This is a genomic window from Pseudomonas sp. 7-41, assembly GCF_021233075.1.
Taxonomy (GTDB): domain Bacteria; phylum Pseudomonadota; class Gammaproteobacteria; order Pseudomonadales; family Pseudomonadaceae; genus Aquipseudomonas; species Aquipseudomonas veronii.
The window spans coordinates 5521065-5532917 of record NZ_CP089551.1; the positions used below are offsets into that span (position 1 = coordinate 5521065).

General features: G+C 61.8%; 12 protein-coding genes. 5 read left to right on the forward strand and 7 right to left on the reverse strand.

What is annotated here, in order from left to right; translation table 11 throughout:
- Positions 1–42: 42 nt before the first annotated feature.
- Positions 43–798, reverse strand: a complete 756-nt coding sequence (locus tag LQ249_RS25055; RefSeq protein ID WP_057004542.1) for a COG4705 family protein — start codon at positions 796–798, stop codon at positions 43–45.
- Between the two features lie 193 nt (positions 799–991).
- On the opposite strand from LQ249_RS25055, the gene LQ249_RS25060 reads away from it, so the two are divergent.
- Positions 992–1624 (forward strand): flavin reductase family protein, encoded by a 633-nt coding sequence (locus tag LQ249_RS25060; protein WP_046382233.1) that lies wholly within the window; start codon positions 992–994, stop codon positions 1622–1624.
- A gap of 124 nt (positions 1625–1748) precedes the next feature.
- Here the strand turns inward: LQ249_RS25060 and LQ249_RS25065 are convergent, their stop codons facing one another.
- Entirely contained in the window at positions 1749–1994 is a 246-nt protein-coding gene (locus tag LQ249_RS25065) for a hypothetical protein (protein ID WP_017846087.1), read from the reverse strand.
- A 41-nt stretch (positions 1995–2035) separates the two neighbouring features.
- A complete protein-coding gene (locus LQ249_RS25070; RefSeq protein ID WP_046382232.1) occupies positions 2036–2377 on the reverse strand; it encodes an antibiotic biosynthesis monooxygenase family protein in 342 nt (113 codons plus the stop codon).
- 327 nt (positions 2378–2704) lie between these two features.
- Between LQ249_RS25070 and LQ249_RS25075 the strand changes: the two genes are divergently transcribed.
- Positions 2705–3634, forward strand: coding sequence for an AraC family transcriptional regulator (locus LQ249_RS25075; protein ID WP_057004543.1), 930 nt, complete (start codon positions 2705–2707; stop codon positions 3632–3634).
- A 36-nt stretch (positions 3635–3670) separates the two neighbouring features.
- Here the strand turns inward: LQ249_RS25075 and LQ249_RS25080 are convergent, their stop codons facing one another.
- The 4 genes from LQ249_RS25080 to edd form a co-directional block, all read right to left on the reverse strand.
- Entirely contained in the window at positions 3671–5098 is a 1428-nt protein-coding gene (locus LQ249_RS25080; protein ID WP_162231530.1) for an ATP-binding protein, read from the reverse strand.
- A 31-nt stretch (positions 5099–5129) separates the two neighbouring features.
- Entirely contained in the window at positions 5130–5864 is a 735-nt protein-coding gene (locus LQ249_RS25085) for a response regulator (protein ID WP_046382230.1), read from the reverse strand.
- A gap of 123 nt (positions 5865–5987) precedes the next feature.
- Positions 5988–6947 carry a glucokinase gene (locus LQ249_RS25090; RefSeq protein WP_079444606.1) on the reverse strand — a complete coding sequence of 320 codons (960 nt, stop codon included), beginning with the start codon at positions 6945–6947 and terminating at the stop codon, positions 5988–5990.
- Positions 6944–8770 carry a phosphogluconate dehydratase gene (edd, locus tag LQ249_RS25095; RefSeq protein ID WP_046382228.1) on the reverse strand — a complete coding sequence of 609 codons (1827 nt, stop codon included), beginning with the start codon at positions 8768–8770 and terminating at the stop codon, positions 6944–6946. The genes LQ249_RS25090 and edd overlap by 4 nt, the downstream gene beginning before the upstream one ends.
- Before the next feature lie 221 nt (positions 8771–8991).
- Here edd and gap point away from each other — a divergent pair, with 221 nt between their 5' ends.
- The 3 genes from gap to LQ249_RS25110 all read left to right on the forward strand — a co-directional run bounded on the left by gap (position 8992) and on the right by LQ249_RS25110 (position 11745).
- Entirely contained in the window at positions 8992–9993 is a 1002-nt protein-coding gene (gene gap, locus LQ249_RS25100) for a type I glyceraldehyde-3-phosphate dehydrogenase (RefSeq protein WP_057004545.1), read from the forward strand.
- Between the two features lie 190 nt (positions 9994–10183).
- The gene (locus LQ249_RS25105; protein WP_017846095.1) at positions 10184–10702 is read left to right on the forward strand and encodes an RNA polymerase sigma factor; all 519 of its coding nucleotides are present in this window, start codon (positions 10184–10186) and stop codon (positions 10700–10702) included.
- Between the two features lie 74 nt (positions 10703–10776).
- Complete coding sequence (locus tag LQ249_RS25110) at positions 10777–11745, forward strand: FecR family protein (RefSeq protein WP_232565963.1); 969 nt, start codon at positions 10777–10779, stop codon at positions 11743–11745.
- Positions 11746–11853 lie beyond the last annotated feature (108 nt).

Below are 11853 nucleotides of genomic sequence, written 5' to 3' on the forward strand. Positions count from 1 at the left end.
GACCCACCGCCATCGGGAGCAAGCCCCCTCTCACATGTGGAATCAGGACAACTCTGCCACTTCGCGCCGCACATAGCGCCGCTGCGCATACGACGCCCCGATAATCATCACCACCAGCACCGCCGCCAACACCGCCGACGAACCGATGGTGCCGAAGTCCAGCCCGCCCTTGGCATGGGGCTTGGTCAGGAAGTCGCCCAGGGTCGCACCAAACGGCCGGGTCAACACGAACGCCACCCAGAACAGCAGCACCGACGAGATCCGTGTGAAGTACTTGAGCGCCACCACCACTGCGATGGTCGAGCCGATCAACAACGCGCCACCAGCGAAGCCGAGCCCGGAATCGTCGGCAAGGAAGTCGCCGAGGGCGGTGCCCAAGGTGTTGGAGAACAGGATCGCCATCCAGTAGAACAACTCGCCGCGAAAGGTCTGCACCTTGTTCACGTTCAGCGAATCACCGCTGAGGTGCCATAACGCGAAGATGATCATCAGGATCACGATCAGGATCATCGACCCCGTGGCGTAGCCCAGGCCGAGGCTGCGGTCCATGAAGTCGGACATGGTGGTGCCGGCGGTGCTGGTGGACAGGATCACGATCCAGTACAGCACCGGGTTGTAGGCTTTCGACCAGAGTTGCGTCACCAGGGTGACCAGGAACACGCTGATCAGGATCATCGAGCTGATGGCGTAACCGACGTTAAGGGTCATCGACAGCAAATCCCCGGCGGTTTCGCCCAGGGTGGTTGCGCAGATTTTCATGACCCAGAACGCCAGGGTGATCTGAGGAAGTTTGTTCATGCAGTGGAAGGCTCCGAAGCTCAATCTATCAATGGGCCGACTTATAGGGGGTGTCGACCGCGCGCGCAGACTGAACGGGACGCTGTGAAAAATAGGTGGGCGCTGAATGAAAATTCCATAGGGTCGATGGAAATTCGCCGCCATGGCTTGCACTATGACGGCCTCCCAGAAAAGCGCAGCAGGAACCCCAGCCATGTCTGACGACAGCTACTACTACGAACCCGCCAAGGGCCACGGCCTGCCCCATGACCCGTTCAACGCCATCGTCGGCCCGCGACCGATCGGTTGGATTTCGTCCCACGACAGTGAGGGCCACCTGAACCTGGCGCCCTACAGTTTCTTCAATGCGTTCAACTACATTCCGCCGATCATTGGGTTTTCCAGTGTCGGGCGCAAAGACAGCCTGAACAACATCGAACAGACCGGCGAGTTTGTGTGGAACCTGGCCACCCGTCCGTTGGCCGAGCAGATGAACCAGAGCTGTGCCGCCGTGCCGCCGCAGGTGAATGAGTTCGAGTTGTCCGGCCTGACGCCGGTGGCCTCGAAGATCGTCGGCGTGCCGCGGGTGGGCGAGAGCCCGGTGGCGTTCGAGTGCAAGGTCACGCAGATCATTCAGCTGCAGCGTGCCGACCATGTGCTGGTACCCAGCTGGCTGGTGCTGGGCGAGGTGGTCGCGGTGCATATTGCCAAGTGGCTGCTCAAGGATGGGATCTACGACACCGCCGCCGCCGAGCCGATCCTGCGTGGCGGCGGCCCGGCGGATTACTTCCAACTGGGCCCCGAGGCGCTGTTCAAAATGTATCGCCCAGGCGTCACCCAAGCCTGACTGCAATGCAATAAAAATGTGGGAGGGGGCTTGCCCCCGATAGCAGTGTTTCAGCTACAGATAGGCTGACTGACACACCTCCATCGGGGGCAAGCCCCCTCCCACATTAGATCAGCGGCGTGCGTTAGTTTGTGGCAGTCGCCCAGGTCAACTGACCTTCTGCGTCGACGTCGGTCAACAACTCAAGGTGCAGCGTCGCCGCATCATCGGCATCGGATGCCGTCTTGAACTTCTGTCCATCCAGGATCTTGTGAAACTGCGGTGCGCCCATGCCATCGAGTGCCTTGACGGCGACGGCGGCGCTGTAGCCCCCTTCGCCCGGTACTACGGCGGAAACGGCTTCGTGGTGGGCAAATTGTTTACGTGCCATGTTGCAGGTCCTGGCCAATGGAAAGTCGGCCATTCTAAACCCTAACCGGCGAGTTGCAGGTACTCGCCGTAAGCACTGGCGGCGGATGCATCGGTGAAGGTCTGGAAATCCATGCTGCGAACGACTGCGTCGTTCAACAGCTCGGTGAAGATCATCAGGGCTGGCGAGTTGAAGTAGGCACTCATCGCCTGCTCGCTGCTCCAGAGGCCCGAGACCAGCCAGACATCGGGGTCGACCTGGGAATGCTGCAACGAAAATTGCAGGCAACCCTGAGCCTGACGGCCCGGTTCGATCAAACTGCTCAAACGAGCACCGAGTTCGGTGCTGCAGCCGCTACGGGCGCGGATAAAGGCCATATGGCTCGCGGGAATGGGGGTGGACATGTTCGACTCTCCCGTTGAGAAGTGATGCTCGGCAAACACTGTGAGGGTGTGTTGCCACAGGATCAAAGATAACGGCGCGGGTCGAGGCGCGGTTAGTCGATTCCTGCCGGCTTATTGCACAATCCTGCGAAAAGCGTAGACAGGACGATTGCCCGCCGGTTTTATTCCACCGGCAAACGCCTTGTTTCAGGGACGTGACAACCGCCGCGCTTGCCTGATTCACGCAGCTTCGCAGGATCAGGCAAGGATCGAGCAGAATCGACATAACACGGTTTGCACCGCCACCGCTAAGCTGAGCCCATCAAAGAAGCCTGCAGAGGACGCCCTATGTCGTCGCCCGAACCTAAGCCCGTGCCCCTCGATGCCGAGATGGAAAAACAGCGCGCCGAACTGGCCAGCATCGTGCGTCGGCATACCTGGGAAGACGGCTCCTACGGTACGGCGATCACGTCACTGTTCCTGAACCGCCACAACACCCCGCGCGACTTCAGCCCGGTGCTGGTGGAGCCCGCCTTGTGCATCCTGGCCAATGGCCGCAAGGAAGTGCGCCTGGCCGATGAAATCTTCGCCTATGACCCGCTCAATTACCTGGTGTTTTCGGTGTCGATGCCCGTGGCCGGGCGGATCATCGATGCCACCGCGCAAGACCCGAACCTGTCGATCCGCATCAACATCGACCCGGCGCAGCTCACCGCCCTGATCGCAGAAGCCGGACCGATGGGCGTGCCATCGCGCCCGACTGCGCGTGGGATGTACGTCGACCGCCTCGACAACCAACTGCTCGACGCCGTACTGCGCTTGACGCGCTTGCTCGATTCGCCCAAAGACATCGCCATGCTGGCGCCGTTGATCAACCGTGAAATTCTCTACCGCTTGTTACGTGGGCCGCAGGGCTATCGGCTGTATGAAATTGCCGTAGCCAACAGTCAGAGTCATCGGGTCAGCCAGGCGATCAAATGGCTCAATGGCAACTACGAACAACCGCTGCGCATCGATGACCTGGCCAGGGAAGTGAACCTGAGCGTCTCGACCTTGCACCACCGCTTCAAGGCCATCACCGCGATGAGCCCGCTGCAATACCAGAAGCAGTTGCGCTTGCAGGAGGCGCGGCGGCTGATGCTTGCCGAAGGGCTGGAAGCCTCCGCGGCGGGGTATCGGGTGGGGTATGAAAGCCCGTCGCAGTTCAGCCGCGAATACAGCCGGCTGTTTGGTGCGCCGCCACTGCGGGATTTGGCCAGGTTGCGTCAGAGCGTGTGATTCAGCGCCCCTCCCACATTTGATCGGCGGCGCTGCTTAGTCGAGGGTGCGGGGCAGTTGCAAGGTGACCCGCAAACCACCCTCGCGCAAATTCTGCAAACTCACTTCGCCGCCATGGCTGTGCGCTATGTTGCGCGCGATGCCCAGGCCCAGGCCGTAGCCCTGCTGCTGGCCAGCGAGGCGGAAGTGCGGTTCGAAGACTTGCTCCAGGCGCTGTTCCGGCACGCCGGGGCCTTCGTCGTCGACGTGCAGGATGAACTCCGCGCCATCGTCCTCGATATGCAAATGGGCGTTCTGCCCGTATTTCAATGCGTTGTCGATCAGGTTGCCGATGCAGCGCTTGAGCGCCAGCGGCTTGCCCGGGTACGGCGCCAACGCGCGCCCATGCTGGGTCACGCGGCCGTTGCCGTTGGGCGCCAGGTACGGTTCCACCAGGCAGTCGAGCACATGGTTGAGGTCCACCGGCTCGATGTTTTCGTGGATGTCGGTGTCTTTCACGCATTGCAGCGCGCCTTTGACCAGCAACTCCAACTCGTCCAGGTCGCGGCCGAATTTGGTTTGCAGGTTTTCATCTTCAAGCAATTCAACCCGCAGGCGCAGGCGTGTGATCGGTGTGCGCAAGTCGTGGGAAATTGCACTGAACAACTGGCTGCGTTCGGTGAGGTAACGGCTGATGCGCTCGCGCATGGCATTGAAGGCGCGCCCGACTTCGACCACTTCACTGCCGCCGCCTTCGGCCACCGGCTCCACGTCGGCGCCCAGCGACATGTCCCGCGCCGCCCGCGCCAGGCGCTTGAGCGGCCGGCTCTGCCAGTGGACCAACAGGCCGATGAACAGCAGCAAAAAGCCGCTGGTCAGCACGATAAACCACACTTGCTGCGACGGCAGGCCTTGTTCTTCGAGGCTGGTGTACGGCTCGGGCAACAGCGAGGCGATGTACAGCCATTCGCCGGGGGCGAGTTGGATCTGGGTGACCAGCACGGGCGGGTTCACCGGTTCCAGGGTCAGCGCGTAATGCGCCCAGGAGCGTGGCAGCTCATCGAGTTTCAACCCGGCATTGAAGATGCGCAGGTCTTCGGCGCTGACGAATTCCACCGAGATATGCACATCGGCGCCCAAGGTCTGGCGCAACACTTCATCGACCGCCTTGAGCACCGCTTGCTTGCGCGGGGTCTGCGGCAAGATCGCCATGTCCAGCGGGCGGTCGTTGAGCGTCACCACAAACCGTGTGCCGCCCATGCTGCGCAATTGGTCGAGGACCAACGGGCGATAAGCCACCGGCAACGAACGGAAATAGCTCACGCTGGCGGTCATCGAATGCGCCAGGCTGCGGGCGCTGGTGACCAGGCCTTCGAGCTGGGTGGCGCGCAATTGCGAGACCCAGATCACGCTGGACAGCGCCTGGGCGAACAGCACCGCGAGCAGCGTCAGCAGGAGCATGCGCCCGAGCAGCGAGCGCGGCACCGGGAAGCGGCGGCGACGTTCGCTCAGGTGTTCAGTGGACACTGCCGGCAACCACGCTGGCTGCCAGTTGATAACCGCTGCCGCGCACGGTGCGGATCAGCCTCGGCGGTTTTTCCGTGTCGCGCAGGCGTTGGCGCAGGCGGCTGACGGCCATGTCGACGATCCGGTCGAGCGGCATCAGGTCGCGGCCACGGGTGGCGTTGCCGATGGTGTCGCGGTCGAGGATCTGTTGCGGGTGGTCGAGAAACAGCTTGAGCAGGGCAAAGTCGGCCCCGGAGAGGATCACCTCTTCACCGTCGACGTGAAACAGTCGGTGGCTGATCGTGTCCAGGCGCCATTCATCGAACGCCAACACGTCGCCATTGCCGCCGCGCTCCTGGCCGAACTGGCAGCGGCGCAACAGTGCCTTGATCCGCGCCTGCAACTCGCGGGGGCTGAAAGGCTTGCCGATGTAGTCGTCGGCGCCCAGCTCCAGGCCGATCACACGGTCGGCTTCGTCGGAACTGGCGGTGAGCATGATGATCGGCACCTGCGCCTGGCGCGGGTGCTGGCGAATCCAGCGACACAGGCTGAAGCCGTCTTCGTCCGGCAACATCACATCGAGGATGACCAGGTCGCACGGCGCCTCGTCCATCGCCTGGCGGAACCCCGCACCGTCCGGCACGCCACGCACCTGGAAACCGGCGCGACTGAGGTAGGTTTGCAGCAATTCGCGGATTTCCTGGTCGTCGTCGACGAGGAGAATCGATTTACTGATTACGCTCACGGGGTCCTCCTTGTTGTTATGGCCATGCTGTAGGAGCGAGCTTGCTCGCGAAAATCCTGAGGCTGCCGCGTATCACCTGATGCGCTTCGTTATCGTCAACGTTCTTCGCGAGCAAGCTCGCTCCTACATGGCGAATGCCTGTTCAAGCGCCACACCCGCCCCGGTCAACCCGGAATACGGCGCCGTCACCAGCCATACCGGAATGCCCTTGAAATAGTCGCTCATGCAGCCTTTGTCACTGAAGCTCTTGGCAAAATCGCTGTGGATAAAGAAGTCGGCAAACCGCGGGATCACCCCGCCGACGATATACACACCGCCCCGTGCGCCGGTGGTCAGGACGTTGTTACCGGCTACGCGGCCCAGCCAGATACTGAACTGGTTCAACACTTCCATCGCCACCGGGTCGCCGGCCAGGCCTGCCGCCGTGATCGCTTCCGGCGTATCCAGCACCGGCGAGTGACCATCCACCGCACAGATCGCCCGATACACCCGTGGCAAACCTGCACCACTCAAGGCGCTTTCGGCGCTGACATGGCCGATCTCATTGTAAATGTGCTGCCACAGCTGGGCTTCCCGCGGGCTGCTCAGGGGCAGGTCGACATGGCCGCCCTCCCCCGGCAACGCGGCCCAACGGCCGCCGCCCAGGTCGAGCAAGGTGCCGACGCCCAGGCCGGTGCCCGGACCGATCACCACCGCCGGGCGCAACGGTTCCGGCGTGCCAGGGCAGACCACGCGGAATTCGTCGGGCTTCAAGCGGGTCATGCCCAGGGCCATGGCCGAGAAGTCATTGACCAGCAGCAGTTCATCCACCTGCAAGGTGTTGCAAAACGCAGTCTTACTCAGGCGCCAGTGGTTGTTGGTGAATTTAAATTCATCGCCGCTCACCGGCCCGGCCACCGACAGGCACACCGCGCCGATGTCGCCGATCGCCAGGCCTTCTTCCTTGAGGTAGACCTTGATCGCGTCCTCAGGGCTTTTATGATCCGCGGTGGCCTGCACCCGGATCGAATGCAGTGCCTGATCCCGCCACAACGCAAACCGGGCGTTGGTACCGCCAATATCACCGACCAGCGCAAGCTTCACTTAAGCGTCTCCAAGGCACAGGTAAAGGCGCTGGCGCCTTGCTCTGCGGAGCTTGCGGCCAAGCGCATAAATGCAAACAGCTCGCGACCGGCCCCCACGTTATTGCCCAACAGGCCCGTGGCAGGTGTGCGCGCTGCAAATTCTTCGGCGTCCACCTTAAGCTCCAAGGTGCCTTTGACGCCATCCACACGAATGATATCGCCATCGCGCACCCGTGCCAGCGGCCCGCCGCTCTGGGCTTCGGGGTTGACATGGATCGCGGCGGGGATCTTACCCGACGCGCCGGACATGCGCCCGTCCGTTACCAGCGCCACTTTGAAGCCACGGTCCTGCAACACGCCGAGGAACGGCGTCATCTTGTGCAATTCGGGCATGCCGTTGGAGCGCGGCCCCTGGAAGCGCATCACCGCGACAAAGTCTTTTTCCAACTGGCCGGCCTTGAACGCATCGGCCAGATCTTGCTGGTCCTGGAACACCACCGCTGGGGCTTCGACGACCTGGTGCTCGGGGGCCACGGCGGAGACTTTCATCACGCCACGGCCGAGGTTGCCTTGCATCACGCGCAAGCCACCTTCGGGCGAGAACGCGCGGGCCACCGGGCGCAGGATGGCTTCGTCGAGGCTTTCGATCGGGCCGTCGCGCCAGATCAGTTCGCCGTCGACCAGGAACGGTTCCTGGATGTAGCGGCTCAGGCCTTTGCCGGCCACGGTGTTGACGTCTTCGTGAAGCAGGCCGGCTTCGAGCAGTTCGCGGATCAGGAACGACATGCCGCCCGCCGCCTGGAAGTGGTTGATGTCGGCTTTGCCGTTTGGATAGACGTGGGACAGGGTCGGCACCACCTCGGAGAGGTCGGCCATGTCCTGCCAGGTCAGGATGATCCCCGCCGACATGGCGATGGCCGGCATGTGCAGGGTGTGGTTGGTGGAACCACCGGTAGCGTTGAGCGCAACGATGGCATTGACGATGGATTTTTCGTCGACGATCTCGCCGATCGGCGTGAAGTTGCCGTTGGCCTTGGTCAGGCGCGTGACCTGATGCGCGGCTTCGCGGGTCAGCGCGTCACGCAGCGGCGTGTACGGGTTGACGAACGAGGCGCCGGGCAAATGCAGGCCCATCACTTCCATCAGCAACTGGTTGGTATTGGCGGTGCCATAGAAGGTGCAGGTGCCGGGGCTGTGGTAGGACTTCATCTCCGACTCCAGCAGCTCTTCGCGGCTGGCCTTGCCTTCGGCGTAGCGCTGGCGCACGTCGGCCTTCTGCTTGTTGGAGATGCCCGACGGCATTGGCCCGCCAGGAACGAAGATCATCGGCAGATGGCCGTAGCGCAGGGCGCCCATCATCAGGCCGGGGACGATCTTGTCGCAGATGCCCAACATCAGCGCGGCGTCGAACATGTTGTGGGACAGCGCTACCGCCGTGGACATGGCGATGACTTCACGGCTGAGCAGGCTCAGCTCCATGCCCGGCTCGCCTTGGGTCACGCCGTCGCACATGGCGGGCGTGCCGCCGGCGAACTGGCCGACCGAGCCGACTTCGCGCAGGGCTTTTTTGATCTGGTCCGGGAAATGTTCATACGGCTGGTGCGCCGAGAGCATGTCGTTATATGACGAAACAATTGCCACGTTGGCGGCATTCATCATACGCAGACTATTTTTATCTTCGGTGCCGCAACCGGCCACGCCGTGGGCAAAGTTGGCGCATTGCAGCTTGCCGCGCATCGGGCCGTCGCTGGCGGCGCCGCGAATGAGCGCAAGGTAAGCCTCACGGGTTGCACGACTGCGGGCGATAAGCCGATCGGTGACCTCAAGAACGCGGGGATGCATGTGTAGAACTCCAGGCTAACGGATGTGGCGACCTGAGTGTCTATGCTGATCAAACGCCCGCGGCACATGGGATGGCAGAGAGTCGTTTGGATCATCGGACCAGTTGATTCAGGTCACTCGTTGTAGATTGAACAAAATATTGCCACTAAAAAGGCTTGTTTTCTATTTTTATGCGAATAATCTTGTAATTCTTACAACAAATCGACGACAGGCACTCTTCAATGACTCTTCGAATCGCAATCAATGGTTTTGGCCGTATCGGCCGCAATGTCCTGCGCGCACTGTATACCCAAGGCTATCGCCAGGATTTGCAGATCGTCGCGATCAATGACTTGGGCGACAGCTCGATCAATGCCCACCTGCTCAAATACGACACCGTCCACGGTACTTTCGATGCAGAAGTCGCACACGATCAGGAAAGCCTGACCGTCAATGGTGACCGGATCGCCGTCAGTGCCATTCGCAACCCGGCCGAGCTGCCCTGGGCTGCGCACAATATCGACGTGGTGTTCGAATGCACCGGCCTGTTCACCGACCGGGCCAAGGCTGCTGCCCATATTAGCGCCGGCGCGCGCAAGGTGATCATCTCTGCCCCGGCCAAAGGCGCGGATGCCACCGTGGTCTACGGGGTAAATCATGACATTTTGCGTCAATCCCACCAGATCATCTCCAATGCTTCCTGCACCACCAACTGCCTGGCACCCGTGGCCCAGGTGCTGCACCGCGAGCTGGGCATCGAAAGCGGCCTGATGACCACCATCCATGCCTACACCAACGACCAGAACCTGACCGACGTCTACCACACCGACCCCTACCGCGCGCGCTCGGCCACCCAGAACATGATCCCGAGCAAGACCGGCGCCGCCGAAGCGGTCGGCCTGGTGCTGCCGGAACTGGCGGGCAAGCTGACCGGCATGGCCGTGCGGGTGCCGGTGATCAACGTATCGCTGGTGGACCTGACCGTGCAGTTGAAGAAAGACGCTACCGCCGAGGAAGTCAACGCGCTGCTCAAGGAAGCCAGCCAGCACTCGAAGATCCTCGGCTACAACACCCTGCCGCTGGTTTCCAGTGACTTCAACCACAACCCGCTGTCGTCGATCTTCGACGCCAACCACACCAAGTCCAGCGGCAAACTGCTGAAAGTGCTGGCCTGGTACGACAACGAGTGGGGCTTCTCCAACCGCATGCTGGACAACTGCCTGGCGCTCTGCAACGCCGAATAATCTTTTGTGGGAGGGGCGGTTCGACTTGCTCCCGATGGCGGTGTATCAGTCATGCATGTGTTGACTGACATTCCGTAATCGGGAGCAAGCCCCTCCCACATTTGATCGGTAGAGGCCTAGAGAAACAGCCACTTGCCATTTGTGCTGATGATACGCATTATCATTAACTACAAATCGGTCCGGTATCGCTGTGAGCCAATCTCGCTTCAACCAAGTCTTTCTCACCCAACGGGTGATTCTGCTACGCACCTTGCAGCGGATGGTGAACAACCACAGCACCGCCGAGGACCTGTTGCAGGAAACCTACCTGCGCGTGACCCGGGCCCTGGGCGAGCGGCCGATCGATCACCTCGAACCCTTCGTCTACCAGACCGCGCGCAACCTCGCGCTGGATCACTTGCGTTCCCGCAGGATACAGGCGCGCACACTGCAGGAAGATGTCCCGCTGGACGTCCTGCAAAGCGTCGCCGCCCCCATCAGCACGCCCGAAGACGCGACCCAGGCCGAGCAACTGCTTGAGCACCTGAGCATCAGCCTCGGCCAATTGAGTGCCCGCCAGCAACGGATTTTCATCCTCAGCCGCCTGCACGGTTGCAGTTACCAGGAGATTGCCGATCAATTGGAAGTGTCCTTGAGCACGGTGCAAAAGGAACTGAAATTGATCATGGCCATCTGTGTAGGTGTGGCCGAACGGCTGGATCAGCCTTAAGCTTCACCCGACAGAAATGTCGACCCAGGCTGTAGGAAAGATAAATAGAACGTGGCGAAGACCCGAGGCACACCGTGACCGACCCGAATAAACTGCGCCCCCACGCGCTGGCTCATGAGGTGTTGCAAGACCCGGCGATGGACCAGGCCCTCGACTGGCTGATCGCCTTGCAGTGCCCGCAACCCGGGCAGCAGGCCGCGTTCGAAGCCTGGCTGGCCGGCGATCCGGCACGCGTCCGTGCCTTCGGCAAAGCCCAGGCCGCCTGGGGCGGGGCGCCCGTCCACAGCGCCGCCGTCGCGCTGGCCGCACCGCGCAAACCCGGGGCCTGGCGCCGTATCAAACCGCATTGGAAACCACTGGCCACCGCCGCCGTGTTGATGCTCGGGCTGTTCAGCTTCAGCAACCTGCCGGTACGTCTGCAAGCCGACCACCTCACCGTGGTGGGTGAGCGCCAGCGCCTGCAATTGGATGAGGGCTCGAACGTCCTGTTGAACACCGATTCGGCATTCTCCAGCACCACCCGGGATCACCAGCGCATCGCCCGCCTCTACCAAGGCGAAGCGTTTTTCGAGGTAACGCCCAACCGCGGCCTGCCCCTGGAAGTCGAGGCCGGCCCGGTGCGCGCCAGCGTGCGCGACACCGCATTCGCCGTGCGCTACCTCAACGGCGAAGCGCAGGTGCAGGTGCAGCGCGGCGACGTCGACCTGAGCAACACCTTCGACGATGCCCGCGTGCGCCTGAGCGCCGGGCAAAGCATCCGCATCGGTCCCAACGGCTTCGGTCAACCCGCCAGGCTCGACGCCAACAAGGACCTGGCCTGGGTCCAGGGCCGGCTGATCTTCGAAAACCGCCCGATGAGCGAAGTGCTCGCCGAATTGCGCCGCTACTACCCCGGCTGGATCGTCAACACCAACGACCAACTCGCCAGCGTCGCCGTCACCGGCAACTACCGCCTCGACCAACCGTTGGACGTAGTGCGTTCCCTGGCCCACATCACCTCGGCCAAGCTCTCTGAATACCCGGCCTTGGTGATCCTGAACTAAATGAGAATTATTTTTACTCGATAGACCTCGGCTGTACGTCTCGTCTTAGCCAATGCAACTGATTCCTATTTGAACCAGTGCGCAACTATAAGACTCGTACTTCCGGAG

What these genes read in the sequence shown, in the direction of transcription:
- LQ249_RS25055 (WP_057004542.1), bottom strand. Translation starts at nt 798, where the DNA reads ATGAACAAACTTCCTCAGATCACCCTGGCGTTCTGGGTCATGAAAATC.
- LQ249_RS25060 (WP_046382233.1), top strand. Translation starts at nt 992, where the DNA reads ATGTCTGACGACAGCTACTACTACGAACCCGCCAAGGGCCACGGCCTG.
- LQ249_RS25065 (WP_017846087.1), bottom strand. Translation starts at nt 1,994, where the DNA reads ATGGCACGTAAACAATTTGCCCACCACGAAGCCGTTTCCGCCGTAGTA.
- LQ249_RS25070 (WP_046382232.1), bottom strand. Translation starts at nt 2,377, where the DNA reads ATGTCCACCCCCATTCCCGCGAGCCATATGGCCTTTATCCGCGCCCGT.
- LQ249_RS25075 (WP_057004543.1), top strand. Translation starts at nt 2,705, where the DNA reads ATGTCGTCGCCCGAACCTAAGCCCGTGCCCCTCGATGCCGAGATGGAA.
- edd (WP_046382228.1), bottom strand. Translation starts at nt 8,770, where the DNA reads ATGCATCCCCGCGTTCTTGAGGTCACCGATCGGCTTATCGCCCGCAGT.
- gap (WP_057004545.1), top strand. Translation starts at nt 8,992, where the DNA reads ATGACTCTTCGAATCGCAATCAATGGTTTTGGCCGTATCGGCCGCAAT.